This is a genomic window from Saccharopolyspora sp. NFXS83 (assembly GCF_026241095.1).
Lineage (GTDB): Bacteria > Actinomycetota > Actinomycetes > Mycobacteriales > Pseudonocardiaceae > Saccharopolyspora_C.
The window spans coordinates 38,725-59,412 of sequence record NZ_JAPFGB010000015.1; the positions used below are offsets into that span (position 1 = coordinate 38,725).

Here is a 20,688-nt window from a genome sequence, read left to right on the forward strand (position 1 = left end):
GGGCGAGATGGAACAGGACTTCAACCGGCGGCTCAAGACGGCCCTGACCGGGGATCCGGGGACGCCGCTGGTGTTCCTGGGCAACTTCGAGGTCGAGCAGCGGTGGGCGCGCGGCGAGCTCGGGTTGCCCCGGCTCTCGGCGCCCGGCGGGACCGCGGTGGTCAACCGCATGGACCAGTTCGCGTTGCTGCCGGCCAGCGCCTCGGACCACGTGCTGGTCAAGGCGCCGCCGGATCCGGACCACCTGGATCACCTGCGCGAGCTCGGGTTGCCGGTGCCGACCGTGCACGCGGTCGCGCGGCAGGACGCGCAGCGGATCGTGACGGAGGACGTGCTCGACGATCCGGCGCTGCTGGACGTGCTGCGCGAGCTCGCGGGGGCGGGCGCGCGGCTGGCCCCGCACGGAGTCTCCGAACTGGAGGAGCGGCTCTCCGACGCGGCCGGGCTGCCGCTGGCGGCCCCGGGGGCCGCGCTGTGCAAAGCGGTGAACAGCAAGGTCTACAGCCGCAGAGCCGCCGACGAGCTCGGCCTGCGCCAGCCGCTCGGCTGGACCTGCGAGACCGTCGCCGAACTGGACGCGGCCGTCGCGGCGGCCCGCGAACTGGTCGAGGCGGGCACGAAGGTCGTGGTGAAGGAGGCCTTCGGCGTCTCCGGCAAGGGGATCGCGGTGGTCGACTCGGTCCGCCGCCTGGACCGGCTGCACCGGATGCTCGCCGAGAAGGCCGGGAACGCCGGGGGCCGGTTGGCCTTCGTGGTCGAGCAGTGGGTGGCCAAGCGCGCCGACCTGAACTACCAGTTCACCGTGCACCGCGACGGATCGGTGCGGTTCGACTTCGTCAAGGAGGCGCTCACCGAGGGCGGAGTCCACAAAGGACATCGGTTCCCGGCCTCGTTGGACGCCGACCAGCTCGCGGTCGTGGAGAAGTCCGCCGCGCTGATCGGCTCCCGGCTCGCCGCCGACGGCTACTACGGGGTGGTCGGAGTGGACGCGCTGGTCGAGCCGGACGGCGAGCTGTTCCCGCTGCTGGAGATCAACGCCCGGAACAACATGTCCACCTACCAGCTGCCGCTGCAGGAGCGGTTCACCGGCGCTGGCCAGGTCGCGCTCGCCCGGCACCACGCGCTGCGGCTCACCGGACCGCTGCCGTTCGCCGAGGTCCGGGCCGCGCTCGACGACCTGCTCTGGAAGGACGGCACCGGGCTGGTGGTGGACAACTTCGCCACCGTGAACGCCGCCGCGGGATCCGGCGCGCCCTTCGACGGGAGGCTCTACGGCTTCCTGGTGGCGGACTCGACGGACCGGCTCGGCGCGCTCGACGCCGAGATCAGCGCCCGCCTGGCGAGGATGGGGACAACCGCATGAGCGCGGAGTTCACCGTGCAGGGAAACGGGATCGCCGAACTGGCAGCTGAATTCGGCACCCCGATGTACCTCTACGACGGCGACGAGTTGGCGGGCGGGCTGACCGCGCTGCGCGAGCGGCTGCACCCGGCGCTGGAGGTGTTCTTCTCGCTCAAGGCGAACCCGAACATCGCGATCTGCCGGCTGCTGCACGAGAACGGGGCGCGCGCCGAGGTCTCCTCGATGGCGGAGCTGATCACCGCCCGCCGCGCTGGGGTCGAGCCCCGCGACATCCTGTTCCTCGGGCCGGGCAAGAGCCGCGCGGAGATCGAAGCCTGCCTGGACGAGGACATCTGCGCGATCATCTGCGAGTCCTTCCCGGAACTCGCGGTGATCGACGAGCTCGCGGCGCGTCGCGGCCGGACCGCGCGGGTCGTGCTGCGGGTGAACCCGAACTTCTCGGTGAAGGGATCCGGCCTGACGATGGGCGGCAAGCCCCGCCAGTTCGGCTTCGACGAGGACCAGCTGCTCGCCGATCCGGAACTGGCCGCCTGCCACCCGCACGTGCGGCTGATGGGGGTCCAGGTCTACATGGGCACCCGGATCCTGTCCGAGGACAGCGTCGCGGAGAACACCCGGCAGATCCTGGAGCTGGCCGACCGGCTCTCCGCGCACCTGGGCTTCACGCCCGAGCTGGTGGACGTCGGCGGAGGACTCGGCGTGGCCTACTTCGACGGCGAGTCCGACCTGGACGTGGACGTGCTCACCGGGCTGGTGAACCCGCTGATCGACGACTTCGCCGCGCGGCACCCCGGGACCAGGCTGGTGATGGAGCTGGGCCGGTTCCTCACCGCGAAGGCCGGTACCTACGTCACCCGCGTGCAGTACGTGAAGACCTCGCACGGGGAGCGGTTCGCCGTCGCCGACGGCGGCACCAACCACCACATGGCCGCGGTGGGCATCGGGTCCTTCGTGAAGCGGAACTTCCCGATCCGGGTGCTGGACCGCTGGGACGAGCCCGCGAGCGAGACCTGGAACATCACCGGGCCGCTGTGCACCCCGAACGACGTGATCGGCAAGAAGGTCGAGCTGCCGCCGCTGCGGGCGGGCGACCTGATCGGGGTGCTGCGCTCCGGTGCCTACGGGCCCAGCGCCTCCCCGGTGCTGTTCCTCAGCCACGGCCACCCGGCCGAGGTGCTGGTCCGCGACGGTCGCGCGCGGCTGGTGCGCCGCCGCGACGAGCCCGCGGACCTGCTGCGGGCGCAGGAACCGGAGGACGCGCCCGCCGAGCCGGTGCGCTCCTGACCGACGACAACCCACCTGGAGAGGGCGATCCCATGCCGCAGAACCCCACCACCACTCCCGATCGCGCGACCACCGTGACGAGCGTGATCAACGAGCTCAAGGCGGTGCTGGACTACGAACTGCCCGAGCTCACCGAGCAGTCGAAGATCTTCGAGGAGCTGGGGCTGGACTCCACCGGCGTCTTCGAGCTGATGATGCGGCTGGAGGAGGCGCTGGAAATCGAGTTCGACACCGACAGCCTGGAGATGGGCCACTTCGAGACGGTGGGCACGCTGACCGATTTCGTCCTGGGCGAGTCGGGGAGCTGAGCGTGTACCGGACTTCGGCGGCCCCCGCGCCGCGCGGGATCAGCTCCCCGGTGCTGGGGCTGCGCAGCATCGTGCACCGCCGCTTCCCGAAGGGGGAGCACCGGATCGACGACGAGTTCTCGCTGCGCCACTTCCAGGACCTCACCGCCGCCTACGGGGTGGCGCACCGGCCGGACCTGGCCGAACGCGGCAACCCGTTCGCGGCGATGGCCGCCGCGCTGATCACCGAGCACGACCTGGTGGCGGAGCCGGTGCAGCTGGGTGTCGTCGCGCACGCGACGCCGGACCTGGACTGCAGGCTCGCGGCGCCGACCTACCTGTCCGAGGTGCTGGTGCCGGACGGGCTGACGTTCACGCTCACCGACAACGGGGTGTGCGCCCCGTTCGCCGCGCTGCGGCTGGCGTCCTGCTACGCCCAGCGGCACGGCTACGAGCGGGCGCTGGTGGTGCTGGCCGACCAGGCCGCGCTGCCCTACGAGCCGGAGTGCTCCCCGGCGGCGGCCGTCCGCGGCGACGCCGCGGTGGTGCTGCTGCTCGAACGCGACCTGGGACGGCCGCCGGTCGCGGTGCGCGAGCAGCCGGGGGTGGTGCGCGCGGACGTGCCCGCCGCCATCGAGGCCGCGCTCACCGAGCTGTGCGGCCCGCAGCGGCCGGTGGTCGTGGCCGGTCCCGCGCTGGACCCGGAGCGCGACCTGCCCGGACGCGACGTGCGCCCGGTGGCACCGGGCCTGCCGTGCACCGGGGTGTGGGCGGAACTGGCCGGGCGCGGTGGCCCGCTGGCGCTGGTGGACTACGACGAGGCCACCCGCGACCTGGGGGTCTGCGTGGTTGCGGGGCCGGAGTGACGGGCACGATCCGGGAACTGGGCCCGCTGCTGCGCGGGTGCGCGCGGCAGGAGGGCCTGGCCCCGGCGCTGACCGGGCTCCACGCGGAGCTGAGTCCGCGAGCACCGCACCACGGGCCCACCGGGTTCGCGGTGGCACCCGCGGAACTCGCCGGCGGCGGCGCGGAACGCACCGAGCGGTTGCCCGGCGGCGAGGTCGTGGTGCTGCGCGGGGAACCCGGCGCCGAACCGGCGAGCTGGGGCGAGGCGGTGCTGTGGCTGCGGCTCGGGTCGTCCGAGGCGCTGCGGGAGGCCGCCGTCGGCTACCTCGGCGAGCGCACGTCCGGGGACTCCGCGCTGCTGCACCGGCAACTGGTGCGCGCGCAGCTCGCCGAGGCGCTCACCGGGCAGCTGGAGGTGCGGGCCGTGCTGGACCGGTCCGAGCCGCGCACCGCCGCCGACCTGGCTCACGCCCACGACCGGCTCAGTGCCGCCGACCGCGGCTTGGCGCGGCTACTCGGCGCGAGCGGTTACCTGCTCGGCGGGCCCGGGCACGTCGCGGACGTCTCCGCGCTGCTCGCCGCCGCCTACGCGCACCCGGAGGAGCCATGACCGACCGCTGGTACCGGGAGCTGCGGCAGCGGTTCCGGGATCTGGGCGCGGACCTGCGCCCGCACGCTCTGGAGCTGGACCGCGATCCGGAGGCGATCCGGGAGCACTTCGACCTGCCTGCCGTGCGCTACCTGGCCGCGATGGGCGTTCCGCCGGAGTACGGCCACGATCCGGAGCCGATCGCGGGCAGGCCCTGCCACGGCGCGCTGGCCCGGGAACGCGTCGTGATCATGGAAGAGCTGGCCGCGGCCGACGCGGGGATGCTCGTGGCCGCGCCGGGCCCGCTGCTGGCCGGGGTGCTGGTCGGCCTGGTCGCCGACGAGCGGCAGCGCGAGCTGTTCTACGGCCGGATGCTGGGTAGTCCGTTGTGGACGTTCTTCGCGCTGACCGAACCGGACCGCGGCTCCGACGCCGCCGGGCTCACCACCGCGCTGCGGCCCGCCGAAGACGGCGGATATCTGCTCACCGGGGCGAAGCGCTACGTCGGCAACGCGTGCCGCGCGCAGCTCGGCGTGGTCTTCGCCCGCACCGGACCCGGCCCGCTGGGCATCGTGCCGGTGCTGCTGGAGACCCCGGCCGAAGGCTTCACCGCCGAACCGCTGCCCAGCATCGGGTTGCGCGGGGCGCGGATCAGCTCCATCGAGCTGGACGGGGTGCGGGTGCCCGAGGAGAACGTGCTCGGGCGGAACCTGTCGCCGACCCGGCGCGGCATGTGGGCGTTCGTGCAGACCTTCAACCTGCTGCGCCCCGGCGTCGCGGCGATCGGCGTGGGCATGGCGCGCGCCGCCCACGAGTACGTGCTCGCGCACCGCCGCGCGCCGTCCAAGGACGAGCGGCACCGGATCGACGCGCTGGGCAGGCGCATCGACGGCGCCCGCGCGCTGACCGAACAGGCGGCCGACGCGGTGGACGCGCGCACCGCGGACGGGCACCTCGCCTCGGCCGCGAAGCTGCGCGCCGGGAACCTCGCCGAGGAGGCCGCGCTGCTGGCCTGCGAGTTCTTCGGCCCCGCAGCCCGGCTGGAGCATCCGCTGCTGGACAAGCTGGTGCGGGATTCGAAGTCCCTGGAGTTCATCGAGGGCACCACCCACATGCAGCAGCTCAACCTCGCGCAAGGCCTCATCTCGGGGAAGGTCGACGGGGCCCGGCGCTCCGCGTAGCGGGCGGGTGCCTGCGCTGCCGCTTCCCCGGTGTTCGCGTGCGGCCGACCTGGAACCGCCATCCCTCGCGAGGAAACCGCCGCGGCCCCGCGGCGGTGCCGATTGCGTGCCCGGGGCTGCTTCGCGGACGACGACCGACCGGGCTCGTCAGCTTGAAGTCAGCTTGGTGTCAGCGGGCAGGAGCAGCATCGGGAGAGCCGGTGCGGGAAGGCGGTCGCGAGACCGGAATTCCGCGTCGCAGCGGGAGATCCCCGGCACCGGCTGAGCGCGCCGCGAGGCCGCCCGCAGCCACGCCGGCCCAGCCGGGCCGCCCGAGCAGCAACGGAGACCCCATGCCCGAGAGACCGACGTTCGCGGTGGTGCCCGGCGCGCAGGTGCACGAGGTGCTCAGCGGCCGGGAGCGCGAGCTGGTGGACCTGGTCGCCGACACCTACCGGCTGCACGGCGCCGGGGACACGGTGAACCCGCCGTCCTACTTCCTGCGCTTCCCGGACCGGCCGGAGTCGCGGATCATCGCGCTGCCGGCCTCGGTCGGCGGAGCCGTCGCGGTGGACGGCGTCAAGTGGATCTCCAGCTTCCCGCGCAACATCGACTCCGGACTGCCGCGCGCCTCGGCGGTGCTGGTGCTCAACGACCCGGCCACCGGTTATCCGCTGGCGTGCCTGGAGAGCTCCATCATCAGCGCCGTGCGCACCGCGGCCTCGGCGGCGCTGGCCGCCGACCGGCTCAGCGCGGAGGGCCGCAGGCCGCGCCGGGTCGGGTTCGTGGGCACCGGCCTGATCGCCCGCTACATCCACACCTACCTGCTCGGCTCGGGCTGGGACTTCGACGAGGTCGGGGTGCACGACCTCGACGCCGAGCACGCCGAGGGGTTCCGGTCCTACCTGGAGACCACCGGTTCCGCGGGCCGGGTCAAGGTGCACGGCGGCTGCGAGGAACTGGTGCGCGCCAGCGACCTCGTCGTGTTCGCCACCGTCGCCGGGACCCCGCACGTGTCCGAGCCCGCCTGGTTCGGGCACGCGCCGCTGGTGCTGCACGTGTCGCTGCGCGACCTGTCGCCGGAGGTGGTGCTGGCCGCGCAGAACGTGGTGGACGACGTGGAGCACTGCCTCAAGGCGAACACCTCGGTGCACCTGGCCGAGCAGCGCACCGGGCGACGGGACTTCCTCGACGGCACCCTCGCCGAGGTGATGGACGGCCGCGTCCGGCTGAACGCGGAGCGGCCGGTGGTGTTCTCGCCGTTCGGTCTCGGCGTGCTGGACCTCGCGGTGGGCAAGTACGTCCACGACGAGCTGGCCCGCGGCGGCGGGTTGCGGGTGGTCGAGGACTTCTTCTACGAGCTGGATCGCTACGGGAAGCGCTGAGCCTCGGCTCGGCGTGGGCGGGAGACATCGCGTGCCTGTCATCACGAGACCGCACGAGTTCAACGTGGACGACCTCTACGTGGACCTGCTGCGGGTGACCGGCCACCGGTTGTTCCTCAAGTGCGAGGGGTTCAACTTCGCCGGTTCCATCAAGCTGAAGGCTGCCGCCGAGATGATCGCCGCGGCCGAACGAGCGGGGCAGCTCGCCCCCGGCACGATGCTGGTCGAGAGCTCATCCGGGAACCTCGGCGTGGCGCTGAGCATGGTCGCCGCCAGCCGCGGCTACCGGTTCGTCTGCGTCACCGACGCGCGCTGCAACCTGGGCGCGCGGCAGCTGATGCAGTCGCTGGGCGCCGAGGTGCAGGTGATCGGCGAACCGGACGCCGAGGGCGGGCTGCTCGGCGCGCGGCTGCGCCGGGTGAAGCGGATCTGCGCGGAGAACGAGGGCAGCATCTGGCTCAACCAGTACGCGAATCCGGCGAACTGGCTCGCGCACTACCGCGCGACCGGGCCGGAAGTGCTGCGCGACTTCCCGGACCTGGACGTGCTGTTCGTCGGCGCAGGCACCACCGGGACGTTGATGGGCTGCGCGCGCTACCTGCGCGAGGTGCGGCCCGCGGTGCGGGTGGTGGCGATCGACTCGGAGGGCTCGGTCACCTTCGGCACCCCGCCCGCCCCGCGCATGATCCCCGGGCTGGGCACCGGGGTCCGCCCGCAGCTGCTCGACGAGTCCTTCGTGGACGACGTGGTGCACGTGGCGGAGGTGGACACGGTGCGCACGGCGCGGCGGCTGGTGGCCGACGGATTCGTGTTCGGCGGCTCCACCGGGACCGTGGTGTGCGGCGCGGCCCGGTGGCTGGAGCGCAACGGCGCCGGACCGGAGACGACCGCCGTGGCGCTCGCCCCGGATCTGGGGGAGCGGTACCTGGACACGGTGCACAACGAGCAGTGGGTCAGCGACATCTACGGCGCGGACGCGATCGCCTCGGCCGATCTCGGCGGAGGGGTGACCGGGGCGTGAAGTCTTCGAGGAGAGTGCGATGACGGCAGTCGAGACGCCGAGCCTGCCGCTTTCGGCGGGACAGCGGGACATCTGGTTCGACGAGGTGGCGGCGGCGAGCGGCGGCTCCGGCGGGAGCGCCGCGTGCAAATCCGGCGGGAGCGCCGCATACAACACCGCCGGGTACCTGGACATCTCCGGGCCGTTGGACGTGGAGCTGTTCACCCGCGCGGTCGCCGGGCTGGTGGCCGAAGCCGAGTGCATGCGCTGCCGCTTCACCGAGGTCGACGGCGAACCCCGGCAGTGCGTGGAACCGCTGCCCGAGCCGCCGCTGCAGCTGCGCGACTTCAGCGGCGAGGCCGATCCGGCCGCCGCCGCGCGGGACTGGATCGCCGCGGAGCTGGACCGCCCGTTCTCGCTCACCGAGTTCCCGCTGTTCCGGCTGGCCCTGGTGCGGGTCGGGCCGGACCGGGTGTTCTTCTCGATGTGCATCCACCACCTGCTGTGCGACGGGTTCAGCCAGGTGGTCTTCTGGCGCAGGCTGGGCGAGCTCTACGACGCGCTGCTCGCCGGTGAGTCCGCTGTGGACGGTGCACTGCCCCCGCTGCGGGAGCTGATCGACGCCGAGGCCTCCTACGCGGTGTCCGGGCAGGCCGACCGGGACCGCGAGTTCTGGGCGAAGCGCTTCCCGCGGACTCCCGAGCTGGTCACGCTCTCGCGCGTGGACGCCGCGCCCGCGCAGCGCTTCCACCGCGCCACCGAGGTGGTGGGCCGGCGGGTGCTGGAGCGGGTGCAGGCCGCCGCGCGCGAGGCGAAGGTGACCGTGCCGACCGTGCTGCTGGCCGCCTTCGGCGTCTACACCCAGCGGATGGTGGGCGGGCCGGACGTGCTGCTGTCGATGCCGGTGACCGCGCGGGTCAACCGCCGGATGCGCGCGATCCCGGGCATGGTGAACAACTACGTGCCGCTGCGGCTGCGGGTGCACCCCGAGATGTCCCGGGCGGAACTGCTCAAGCAGCTCTCCGGCGAGCTCGCCGGAGCGATCAAGCACCAGCGGCACCGGGTCAGCCGGATCCGGCAGGGCATGGGACTGGCCAGCGACGACAACCGGCCGTTCGGTCCGTTCGTGAACGTGCTGCCGCAGGAGACCCGCCCCAGCCTGGGCGACTGCGAGGTCGTGGTGCACAACCTGTCCACCGGGCTCGTCGACGACCTGGAGGTCACCGTCGTCGACGCCCCCGACGGCGGGGTGGAGGTGCACCTGAGCGCGAACCGCGCCCGGTACTCCGAGCGGGAGACCCGGGAGCACTCGGCCCGGTTCTGCGCGTTCCTGCGCCGGTTCGCCGAGCTGGACCCGGGTGGCAGGCTCGCGCAGCTGGAGCTGGTCGGCGAACGGGAGCGGGAGCGGCTGCTGCGCGTCGGCACCGGACCGGACGGGCCGGTGGAACCGGTGGACGTCGTCGCGCGGGTGCGCGAGCGCGCCGCGCGCACCCCGGACGCGGTCGCGGTCGCCGACGACGCGGGCGAATTGGGCTACGCGGAGCTGGTGGCTCGGGCGAGCGCCGTCTCGCGGCGGGTGTCGCCGGGTGTGGCCGGGGTGCTGGCCGCGCCGGGGACCGGGTTCGTCACGGCGGTGCTGGGCGTGCTCGGTTCGGGCGCGGCGTTCCTGCCGCTGGACGTGAACGCGCCCGCGGGGCGCACCGCGGGGCTGATCGCGGACGCGGGGTGCGCCTGCCTGATCACCGATGCCGCGCACCGCGAGCTCGCCGCCGAGGTGGCCGGCTCGGCGGAGGTGCTGGAGCTGGACGGCGCCGCCGACGCGGAGCTCGCCCCGGCTCTGGGCTCCGACCTGGACCTCGGGTACGTGATCTTCACGTCGGGCTCCACCGGCCGCCCGAAGGGCGCGATGGTCCACCGGCGCGGCATGACAAACCACCTGCTCGCCAAGGTGGAGGACCTGGCCCTGGTCGCGGACGACGTGCTGGTGCACAACGCCCCGGTCACCTTCGACATCGCCGTCTGGCAGATGCTCGCGGGCCTGCTCACCGGCTCCCGGGTCCGGGTGGTGCGGCGGGACGTTGCCGCCGACCCGGACTCGCTGTTCCCGCTGGCAGCGGCGGAGTCCGTGACGGTGCTGGAGGTGGTGCCCTCGCTGCTGCGGGCCGCGCTGGACGGCTGGGACGCCGGGCTCGCGGTGCCCGCGCTGTCCGCGCTGCGCCTGCTGGTCGTCACCGGCGAGCCGCTGCCGCCGGACCTGTGCACCCGGTGGTTCGCCCGGTTCCCGGGCATCCCGCTGGTGAACGCCTACGGGCCGACCGAGTGCTCCGACGACGTCACGCACGGCGCGTTCTCCGCAGGGGAGCAGGAGTTCGGCGTGCGGGTGCCGATCGGGCGCCCGGTGCGCCGCACGAGCCTCTACGTGCTCGGCGACCAGCTGCGTCCGGTGCCGCAGGGCGTGCCGGGGGAGCTCTACGTCGGTGGCACCGGCGTCGGTCGCGGTTACCTCGGCGACCCGGCCAAGACGGCGCTCGCGTTCCTGCCGGACCCGTTCGCCGCCGACGGCTCCCGGATGTACCGCACCGGAGACCGCGTCGTGCTGCGCGCCGACGGGCAGCTGGAGTTCCTGGAGCGCCGCGACTTCCAGGTGAAGATCCGCGGCCACCGCATCGAACTCGGCGAGATCGAGGTCGCGCTGCGCGAGGTCGCGGGCGTGGCCGACGCCGCCGTCGCGGTGGTGCCGGACCCGGCCGGGCACAAGCGGCTCGTCGCCTACCTGGTGCCGACCGAGCCCGGAACGCCGCTGGACACCGCGCGGGTGCGCGCGGACCTCGGCGCCGCGCTGCCGTCGTACATGGTCCCGGCGGTGGCGTTGACCTTGGACCGGTTGCCGTTGACGGGGAATGGAAAAGTGGATCGCACAGCGCTGCCCAAGCCGGAACTCACCGCCGCCTCGGCCACCCGCTCGCGGACGCCGCAGGAGGAGGTGCTGTGCACCGTGCTCGCCGAGGTGCTGGGTCTGCCTTCGGTGGACGTCGACGACAACTTCTTCGCCATCGGCGGCGACAGCATCAGCTCCATCCAGGTGGTCAGCCGCGCCCGCGGGGCCGGACTGGCGCTCACCCCGCGCGAGATCTTCCGCTGCAAGACGGTCGCCGAGCTGGCGAAGGTCGTGCAGCCGATCGGCGCCCGGGCGCTGCCGACCGCGGCGGACGGTGTCGGCCCGGTCGAGCTGACCCCGATCGCCGAGCAGCTGCGCGAGGACGCGGGCACCCGCACCGAGCAGGTCCGCGAGTTCAGCCAGCACGTCGTGCTCGCGCTTCCGGACGAGGTGACCGCCGACTCGCTGGTCCCCGCGCTGCAGGCCGTGCTCGACCACCACGACGCGCTGCGCCTGGTGCTGCACGTGCCCGCGGAGGGCTTCTGGGCGCTGGAGACGGCGCCCGCCGGCTCGGTCGACGCGGCCGAGCTGCTGCGCACCGCCGACGCCGTCGGGGACGTGGACGCCGAGTGCGCTCGGCTGGTCTGCGAGGCCCGCGCCGAGCTCGCCCCGCAGGACGGGACGGTGCTGCGCGCGGTCCTGGTGCGCACCGGTGCGGGCCGCCGCGACCGGCTGGTGCTGGTGGTGCACCACCTCGCCGTGGACGGGGTGTCCTGGCGGGTCCTCGTCCCCGACCTGGCCGCCGCCTGGCGGGCCGTCCACGCGGGTGCCCCGGTCGAGCTGGGTCCGGTGGGCACCTCGCTGCGCCGCTGGGCGCAGGCCCTCGGGGAGCAGGCTCGTTCCACCGCGCGGATGCGGGAGCTGCCGGTGTGGACCGAGCAGCTGCGCGACGGCGGTCCGCTGGCGGACCGCCCGCTGGACCCGGCCCGCGACGTGCGCGGCACCGCCCGCTCGCTGCGGGTGGAGCTGTCCGCGGAGGTCACCGGCGCGCTGCTCACCGAGGTGCCCGCCGTGTTCCACGCCGAGATCAACCCGGTGCTGCTGACCGGGCTCGCGATCGCGCTGGCCGACCGGCGCCACCGGCGCGGGCTCGCGGGCACCGCCTCCCGGATCGAGCTGGAGGGCCACGGCCGCACCGGCCTGTCCGAGGATCTGGACCCGAGCCGGACGGTGGGCTGGTTCGCCTCCGCGTTCCCGGTGCGGCTGGACCCCGGCGCGCTCGACGTGGCGGAGGCCTTGGCGGGCGGACCCGCGATCGCCGAGGCGTTCAAGCCGGTCAAGGAGCAGTTGCGCGCGCTGCCGGACGACGGGCTGGGGTACGGCCTGCTGCGCTACGTCAACCCGCAGACCCGCGGCGCGCTCGCCGCCGCCGGGCGGCCCGAGATCGGCTTCAACTACCTCGGCCGCTTCGGCGTGGACGAGGAGGCGGAGTGGTCGTTCACCGGTGGCGGTGAGGCCGTCGGCGTCGGCGAGCACCCGGACATGCCGCTGCGCTACGCGGTGGAGTTCGCCTCGCTCACCGAGGATCGCGCCGACGGGCCGCACCTGGTGGTGGACTGCACCTGGGCGGGGGAGCTGCTGTCCGAACAAGACGCCCGAGAGCTCACCGAGGGCTGGCTGCGGGCCCTGGAGGTGCTGGCCCGTTACGCCGCCACGCCTGGCGCCGGAGGCCGCACGCCTTCGGACTTCCCGCTGATCTCCCTGCCGCAGCAGGAGATCACCGGTCTGGAACGGGAACTCGGCCCGATCGAGGACCTGCTGCCGCCGACCCCGCTGCAGAAGGGCCTGCTGCTGCAGGCCGAGCGGGACCAGGAGGGTTTGGACGTCTACACGCTCCAGGTGACGGTGGACCTCGAAGGCCCGCTGGACACCGCAGCCGTCCGCGCCGCCGGGCAGGCCCTGCTGCGCAGGCATCCCGCGCTGCGCTCCGGCTTCCGCCGCCTGGGTTCCGGCGAGCCGGTGCAGGTGGTGCTGCCGGAGGTCGAGCTGCCCTGGCAGGAGACCGACCTGTCGCACCTGCCTGCCGACGAGCGTGCCGCTGAACTGGAGCGGCTCACCGAGCAGGAGTGGGCCCGCCGCTTCGACCTCGCGCGGCCTCCGTTGGTGCGCCTCGGCGTGGTGCGCACCGGACCCGGCCACTTCCGTCTCATGTGGACGGTGCACCACGTGGTGCTGGACGGCTGGTCCAACCCGATCTTCGGCCGGGAGCTGTTCGAGCTCACCGCGAACGGCGCGGACGTGGGCGCGCTGCCCGAGGTGGCGCGCTACTCCGGCTACCTGGAATGGCTGGCCCGCCAGGACGGCGAAGCCGCCCGGGAGGCCTGGCGCGCGGCGCTGGGCACCGCGGACGAGCCGACGCTGCTGGCGCCCGGCGCGGCCGGGCACGCCGCGGAGCTGCCCGAGGCGCTGGTGGTGGACCTGCCGGACGGGCTCACCGGGCGGCTGGACGAGTTCGCCCGCGCCCGCGAACTCACACCGAACACCGTGGTCCAGGGCGTGTGGGCGATCCTGCTGGGGCAGCTCACCGGCCGGCGGGACGTCGTGTTCGGCGCGGTGCACTCCGGCCGCCCGGCGGAGTTGCCCGGTGTGGAGGCGGTGCTGGGCTCGTTCCTGACCACGCTGCCCGTCCGGGTCGACGCCGCGCCGGGCCGCCCGGTCGCCGCGCTGCTCGCCGAGCTCCAGGAGCAGCAGTTCGCGCTGGACCCGCATCGGCACCTGGGCTTGCCCGAGGTGCAGCGGGTTGCGGGGACCAGCGCAGCCCTGTTCGACACCGTGCTGAGCTTCCACAACTACCCGATGTCCGACGCCCGCGAGCTCAGCGGCATCGTCCCCGGCGTGCGGGCCCTCGGCGGCCTGGCCAGGGTCGTCGCCGAATACCCGCTCGCGCTGGGCGTCTACCCCGGTGAACCGATGCGGCTGGAAGCGCAGTTCCAGACCGCGCTGCTGGACGCCGCCACCGCCGCCGGGATCGTGGACCGCTTCGTGCAGCTGCTGCGCGCGGTGCTCGCCGAGCCGGACGCGCGGGTGGGTGCGCTGGAGTCGCTCACCCCGGAGCAGCGCCTGGAGGTCGTGCGCTTCGGCGGGACCATCACCGAGTTCTCGCGCGCGGTCGCCCCGGACCTGCTGGCCGAGCAGGCCCGCGAACGCCCGGAGCACGAGGCCGTGGTCTTCGGCGCGGATTCCCGCAGCTACGGCGAGCTCGCCGGGCGCGCGAACCGGCTGGCCCGCTGGCTCATCGCGCGCGGTGCCGAGCCGGAAGGCCTGGTCGCGCTGGTGCTGCCGCGCTCGCACCTGATGGTGGAGGCGGTGGCCGGGGTGCTGGCCAGCGGCGCGGCCTACCTGCCGGTGGACCCGAAGCTGCCCGCCGAGCGGATCGAGCACATGCTCGCCGACGCCCGCCCCGCGCTCGTGCTGGGCACCGGCGACACCCTCGCCGCACTGTCCGATGCGGACGTTCCGGCGGTGGCGCTGGACGGCGTCCAGGACGAGCTCGCCGCGTTCGACGACGGTCCGGTGACCGACGCGGAGCGGACCCGCCCGCTGCTGCCCGAGCACCCGGCCTACGTCATCTACACCTCCGGCTCCACCGGCCGCCCCAAGGGCGTGCTGGTCCCGCACGGCTCGCTGTGCGCGATGATCGCCGGCCACGGCGAGCGGTTCGGCGTGGACCGCGACAGCCGGATGCTGCTGTTCGCCTCGTTCAGCTTCGACGCCTCGGTGTGGGAGATCGGACTCGCGCTGCTGCGCGGCGGCACCCTGGTGCTCACCGACGACGAGACCCGGATGCCGGGCGAGCCGCTGGTGGACCTGATCTCCGCCGCGGGCATCACGCACATCGGCATCCCGCCGGTGGTCGCCTCCTCGCTGCCCCCGGGCAGCGAACTGCCCGCCGGGCTCACCGTGGTGGTCGCGGGCGAGGCCTGCTCCGCCGAAGTGGTCGCCCGCTGGGCGGACCGGGTGCGGCTGTTCAACGGCTACGGGCCCACCGAGGCCGTGGTCGGCGCGACGATCAGCGGCCCGCTGTCGGGCGATCAGCGCCCGCCGATCGGCGAACCCACCACCGCGCACCGGGTGTACGTGCTCGACGCGGCGCTGCGCCCCGTTCCGGTCGGCGCCGTCGGCGAGATCTACCTCAGCGGCGGGCTCGCCCGCGGCTACCTGGACCGGCCCGGCCTCACCGCCGAGCGGTTCGTGGCCGACCCGTTCCGGGACGGCGGCGAGCGGATGTACCGCACCGGCGACCTCGGCCGGTGGCGCCCGGACGGGCAGTTGGACTACGCGGGCCGCTCCGACGACCAGGTGCAGCTGCGCGGGTTCCGCATCGAGCTCGGCGAAGTCGAGTCGGTGCTCGGCTCCCACCCCGAGGTGGAGCAGGCCGTGGTCGTGGTCCGCGAGGACGAGTCGGGCGACAAGCGGCTCGTCGGCTACGCGGTCACCGCCGGCGGCGAGGGCGTGCTGCCGCGCGGCCTGCGCGAGCACCTCGCCGACTCGCTGCCGGACTACATGGTCCCGGCCGCGCTGGTGGCGCTCGGCTCCTTCCCGCTGACCTCGCAGGGCAAGGTGGACCGGGCCGCGCTGCCGGAACCCGAGTCCGCGCCGCGGGCGGGCCGCGCGCCGCGCACCCCGGTGGAGGAGATCCTCTGCCACGTCTTCGCCGACGTGCTCGGGGTCCCGCAGGTGAGCATCGACGACGACTTCTTCGCCGCCGGTGGGCATTCGCTGCTGGCGACCCGCGTGGTGGGCCGGGCGCGTTCGGCGCTGAACGTGGAGCTGCCGATCAAGGACCTGTTCGAGGCGCGCACGGTCGCCGGGCTCGCCGAGCGGGTCGGCGGGGCCGAGCGCGCGCGGCGACCGCTGCGACCGGCCGACCGCACTGGTCGGCTCCCGCTGTCCTACGCGCAGCGCAGGCTCTGGTTCCTCAACCGGCTGGAATCGGCGAGCACCGGCACCTACAACGTGCCGCTCGCGCTGCGGCTGACCGGGGAGCTCGACGTGGCGGCGATGCGCGCGGCGCTCGGCGACGTCGTCGCCCGGCATGAGAGCCTGCGCACCGTCATCCCGGACGACGACGGATTGCCGCACCAGCAGGTGCTGCCCGCGGCCACCGCGCGACCGGACCTGCCGGTGCTCGACCTCGGCGAGGCCGAGCTGGGCGAGCGGCTGACCGCCGAGGCCGACCGCGGCTTCGACCTGAGCGCCGAAGCGCCGCTGCGCGCTCAGGTGTTCCGGCTCGAACCCGGCGAGCACGTGCTGCTGCTGGTGCTGCACCACACCGCGTTCGACGGATGGTCCATCGCGCCGCTGACCCGCGACCTCACGTCGGCCTATCGGGCGCGCTGCGCGGGGAAGGCGCCGCACTGGACGCCGCTACCGGTGCAGTACACCGACTACGCGGTCTGGCAGCGGGAGGTGCTGGGCGCCCCGGACGACCCGGACAGCGCGCTCGCGCGGCAACTGGAGCACTGGACGCGGGCGCTCGCCGGACTGCCCGAGGAACTGGCGCTGCCGACGGACTTCCCGCGTCCCGCCGTCGGCGGCAACCACGGCGACGAGGTCGAGTTCGTCGTGGAACCCGAGCTGTACCAGGGACTTCTGGCGGTCGCGCGGGAATCCGGGGTCACCGCGTTCATGGTCTTCCAGGCCGCGCTGGCCGTGCTGCTGACCAGGCTCGGCGCCGGGACGGACATCCCGGTGGGCAGCCCGATCGCGGGCCGCACCGACGAGGCCACCGACGACCTGGTGGGCTTCTTCGTCAACACCATCGTGCTGCGCACCGACACCTCCGGGGACCCGGAGTTCGGCGAGCTGCTGCACCGGGTGCGCGAGGCCGGCCTCGGCGCCTACGCCCACCAGGAGGTGCCCTTCGAGCAGGTCGTGGAGGCGTTGAACCCGCGCCGCTCGCTGTCCCGGCACCCGCTGTTCCAGGTGATGCTGGTGCTGCAGAACGACCAGGACGAGCAGGCCGCGCTGCCGGGCCTGGACGCGCGGGTGCAGCCGGTGGTCTCGCCGCGCGCCAAGTTCGACCTCACGGTGCAGCTCGACGAGCTGCACGCGGGCGGCGCGCCGGACCGCGTGCGGGGCGCGCTGGAGTACAGCACCGACCTGTTCCGCCGGGAGACGGTGGCCGCGCTGGCGCAGCGGTTCCTGCGGGTGCTCGCCGCGGTCGCCGCGGACCCGTACCGGCGGCTCAGCGAGCTGGACGTGCTGCTGCCCGGCGAGGAAGCGGAACTGCGGAGCACCGGCACCGGAGCGGTCGTCGCCGACGCCGCGGACGGCGTGGTGGAACGGGTGCGCGAGCGCGCCGCCCGCACCCCGGACGCGATCGCCGTCGCCGACGACACCGGCGAGGTGAGCTACGCGGCGCTGGTCGCGCGGGCGAGCGCGCTGTCCCGGCGGCTGCCGGGCGCGGGCCCGGTCGGCGTGCTGGCCGCACCCGGGGCGGGCTTCGTCACCAGCGTGCTGGGCGTGCTCGGCGCCGGTGGCGCGTTCGTCCCGCTGGACGTGCACGCACCGCGTCCGCGACTCGCCGCGCTGCTCACCGACAGCGGCGCCCGGCACGTGGTGGCGGACGCGGCGCACGCGGAGCTCGCCGGGGAGGTCGTCGCGGACTCGGGCGCCGCGGTCGAGGTGGTGGTGCTCGACGGCGTGGAGGACGCGGAGCTCGCACCGGCGCTGGGCTCCGGCCTGGACCTGGGCTACGTGATCTTCACGTCGGGCTCGACGGGCCGCCCGAAGGGGGCGATGGTGCACCGGCGCGGCATGGTCAACCACCTGCTCGCCAAGGTGGAGGACCTGGCGCTGGTGGAGGGCGACGTGCTGGTGCACAACGCCCCGGTCACCTTCGACATCGCGGTGTGGCAGATGCTCGCGGGCCTGCTCACCGGCTCCCGGGTCCGGGTCGTTCCCCGAGAGGTGGCCGCGAACCCGGACGCGCTGTTCGCGCTGATCGGCTCGGACGGCGTGAGTGTGCTGGAGGTGGTGCCCACGCTGCTGCGGGCCGCCCTCGACTCCTGGGACACCGGGACGGCACCGGACCTGACGGGGCTGCGCCGGCTGGTGGTCACCGGCGAGGCGCTGCCGCCGGACCTGTGCGCCCGCTGGTTCGCCCGGTTCCCGGAGATCCCGCTGCTCAACGCCTACGGGCCCACCGAGTGCTCCGACGACGTCACGCACGCGGTGCTCACCGCCTCCGACGTGATCGGAGGCAGCCGCGCCCCGATCGGGCGTCCGGTGCGCAACACCCGGCTCTACCTGCTCGACGACCACCTGCGGCTGGTCCCGGCCGGGGTGGTGGGGGAGCTCTACGTCGGCGGAACCGGTGTCGGCCGCGGCTACCTGGACGACCCGGCCAAGACCGCGCAGACCTTCCTGCCCGACCCGTTCGCGGCCGACGGATCGCGGATGTACCGCACGGGCGACCGGGTGCTGCAGCGGCCGGACGGGCAGCTGGAGTTCCTGGAACGGCGGGACTTCCAGGTGAAGATCCGCGGCCACCGCATCGAGCTCGGCGAGATCGAGGTAGCGCTGCGCGGCCTGGACCGGGTCGGTGACGCCGTGGTGGACGTGGTCGTCGACTCCGACGGGCACAAGCGGCTCGTCGGCCACCTGGTCGCCGCCGACGCGGACGGCGTCGAGGTCGATCAGGTTCGCGACCGGCTCGCCCAAGTGCTCCCGGAGTACATGGTGCCGTCGGCTTGGGCGGTGCTGGCGGCGATGCCGACCACCGCGCACGGCAAGGTCGACCGCGCCGCGCTGCCCGCCCCCGACCTCACCGGCGAAGCCCGCGGCCGGGAACCGCGCGGCCCGGTGGAGCAAGCGCTGTGCGGCATCCTCGCCGACGTGCTCGGGCTGTCCGGGGTCGGCGCGGAGGAGAACTTCTTCGCCGTCGGCGGTGACAGCATCACCTCGATCCAGGTGGTCAGCCGCGCCCGCACGGCCGGGATCCCGCTGGTGGTGGCCGACTTGTTCGTGCACCAGAACGTCGCCGCGCTCGCCCTCATCGCGCGGCAGCGCGAGCAGGAAGCGGGCGAGGACGCGGTCGAGGCGATGGAGCGGGTCTTCGACGAGGTCCGCGACACCGAGGGCACCGATCCGTTCGGCACCGTCCTCGCGATGCGCCCGGACCGCCCGCTGGCGCCGGTGTTCTGCCTGCACAGCGGGGTCGGTTTCAGCCTCCCGTACGTGGGGCTGACCGCGCACCTGGGCGACCGCCCGATCTACGGCCTGCAAGCGCCGGGGATCACCGAGCTCGCCGAGATCCCGGAGACGCTGCCCGAACTGGCCGCCGACTACGCCCGCCGGATCCGGGACATCCGCCCGGAAGGCCCGTACCACCTGCTCGGCTGGTCCTTCGGCGGCGTCCTCGCGCACGAGATCGCGGTGCGGCTGCAGTCCGAGGGCGCCGAGGTCGGCGTGGTCGCCGACCTCGACGCCTACCCGCCGGAACCGGACGAGGGCGATGACGACGAGCAGGCGATGCTCGGCTGGGTCTGGGAGCTGATCGGCCACGAGCGGGCCGAGCTCACCGGCGACCGGCTCACCGACGACCGCATCGCCGACACCCTGGAGCAGGACGGCAACCCGCTCGCCGGGATGGGCCGCGACCGGGTGCTGGCGATGCTGCGGGTGATGCGCGCGCACTCGCGGATGTCGGTGCGCCACCGGCCCGGGGTGCTGCGCGGCTCGATGCTGCTGTTCACCGCCACCGACGGGCTCTCCGAGCAGGAGGTCGAGGCGAAAGCCCTGCGGTGGGCGCCGCACGTGGACGGTGCCGTGCACGCGCACCGGATCGAGTGCGGGCACGACGACATGATGGACGCGGAACCGCTGGCCCGGATCGGTGCCGCGGTGGCCGCCGAGCTCGACCGGGTGGACCGGTCGCAGTCGGGAGGGGAACGATCGTGAGCGCAACAGCCGGCATCGCGGTGCCGGGCGGACCCGGTGCCGTGCTCACCGAGGTGGCCGCGGTGGCCGGGCGGAGGCTGCGCCACCTGCGCCGAGCCCCCGGCCGGTTCATCGGGATCACGTTGAACCCGCTGGTGTCGATCCTGGTGCTGGGCTACCTGTTCCAGAGCTCGATCACCATCCCGGGCGGAGGCGACTACCAGGAGTACCTGTTCGCGGGGGCCGCGCTGCAGGTGGGGTTGGCAGGGGTGGGGCCGACCGCGATCGCGGTCGCCTCGGACCGGCAGGGCGGGCTGATCGACCGGTTCCGCTCGCTGCCGATCTCCCGCGCGTCCGTCCTGTTCGGACACACCTGCGCGGACTTCCTGGTGGGGCTGGTCGGCCTGGTGGTGGTCACCGCGGTGGGCCTGCTGCTGGGCTGGCGCCCGCACACCGGGCCGCTGCAGGTGCTCGCGGGATTCGGGCTGCTGGCGGTGTTCCTCTACGTGATGCTCTGGGTCGGCGTGCTGCTGGGCATGGTGCTGCACAGCCTGGAATCCATCGACTCGCTCGCGCCGCTCATCGCGGTGGTGTTCCCGTTCCTGTCCAACGCTTTCCTGTCCGAGCAGAACCTGCCGGGCTGGCTGGTGCCGGTGGCCGCGTGGAACCCGATCAGCGCCGTCGCCACCGCCTGTCGGCAGCTGTGGGGCAACCCGGTCACGACCGGCACCGGATTTCCCTCCGAGCACCCGGGAATCGTGGTGCTGGTGACGCTGGCCGTGCTGTTCGCGGTGACCACCTGGATCAGCCTGCGCCGCTACCGCGACACCGCCGCTGGATGAGCCGTATTGGCTTGCTCTGGTGGTCGGGTGGCGGAACCTCAGCGTTCTTCTCGCTGCGGGATCTTTCTCCCGAGTGGCTCCGCCACGAGGGAAAAGCCGTCCTCGCGAGAAG

10 protein-coding genes are annotated in these 20,688 nt (G+C 73.9%); all 10 read left to right on the forward strand.

All coding sequences use genetic code 11. The annotated features are described in order from the left end of the window. Positions 1–7: 7 nt before the first annotated feature. The 10 genes from OOZ19_RS17575 (at position 8) to OOZ19_RS17620 (ending at position 20,576) form a co-directional block, all read left to right on the forward strand. Positions 8–1,363, forward strand: coding sequence for a preATP grasp domain-containing protein (locus OOZ19_RS17575; RefSeq protein WP_266091197.1), 1,356 nt, complete (start codon positions 8–10; stop codon positions 1,361–1,363). Continuing rightward, positions 1,360–2,646, forward strand: coding sequence for a type III PLP-dependent enzyme (locus OOZ19_RS17580; RefSeq protein ID WP_266091198.1), 1,287 nt, complete (start codon positions 1,360–1,362; stop codon positions 2,644–2,646). Before OOZ19_RS17575 ends, OOZ19_RS17580 begins: the two co-directional genes overlap by 4 nt. Positions 2,647–2,678: 32 nt before the next feature. Then, complete coding sequence (locus OOZ19_RS17585; RefSeq protein WP_266091199.1) at positions 2,679–2,954, forward strand: acyl carrier protein; 276 nt, start codon at positions 2,679–2,681, stop codon at positions 2,952–2,954. Between the two features lie 2 nt (positions 2,955–2,956). Beyond that, complete coding sequence (locus OOZ19_RS17590; RefSeq protein WP_266091200.1) at positions 2,957–3,799, forward strand: beta-ketoacyl-[acyl-carrier-protein] synthase family protein; 843 nt, start codon at positions 2,957–2,959, stop codon at positions 3,797–3,799. Beyond that, positions 3,796–4,389, forward strand: a complete 594-nt coding sequence (locus OOZ19_RS17595; protein WP_266091201.1) for a DUF2786 domain-containing protein — start codon at positions 3,796–3,798, stop codon at positions 4,387–4,389. The genes OOZ19_RS17590 and OOZ19_RS17595 overlap by 4 nt, the downstream gene beginning before the upstream one ends. Beyond that, positions 4,386–5,549, forward strand: coding sequence for an acyl-CoA dehydrogenase family protein (locus OOZ19_RS17600; protein WP_266091202.1), 1,164 nt, complete (start codon positions 4,386–4,388; stop codon positions 5,547–5,549). Before OOZ19_RS17595 ends, OOZ19_RS17600 begins: the two co-directional genes overlap by 4 nt. A gap of 332 nt (positions 5,550–5,881) precedes the next feature. Next, a complete protein-coding gene (sbnB, locus tag OOZ19_RS17605) occupies positions 5,882–6,913 on the forward strand; it encodes a 2,3-diaminopropionate biosynthesis protein SbnB (RefSeq protein WP_266091203.1) in 1,032 nt (343 codons plus the stop codon). Positions 6,914–6,944: 31 nt separating this feature from the next. Then, positions 6,945–7,934, forward strand: coding sequence for a 2,3-diaminopropionate biosynthesis protein SbnA (gene sbnA, locus OOZ19_RS17610; protein ID WP_266091204.1), 990 nt, complete (start codon positions 6,945–6,947; stop codon positions 7,932–7,934). A gap of 19 nt (positions 7,935–7,953) precedes the next feature. Continuing rightward, positions 7,954–19,755 (forward strand): non-ribosomal peptide synthetase, encoded by an 11,802-nt coding sequence (locus OOZ19_RS17615; protein ID WP_266091205.1) that lies wholly within the window; start codon positions 7,954–7,956, stop codon positions 19,753–19,755. After that, the gene (locus OOZ19_RS17620) at positions 19,752–20,576 is read left to right on the forward strand and encodes an ABC transporter permease (RefSeq protein WP_266091206.1); all 825 of its coding nucleotides are present in this window, start codon (positions 19,752–19,754) and stop codon (positions 20,574–20,576) included. Before OOZ19_RS17615 ends, OOZ19_RS17620 begins: the two co-directional genes overlap by 4 nt. Positions 20,577–20,688 lie beyond the last annotated feature (112 nt).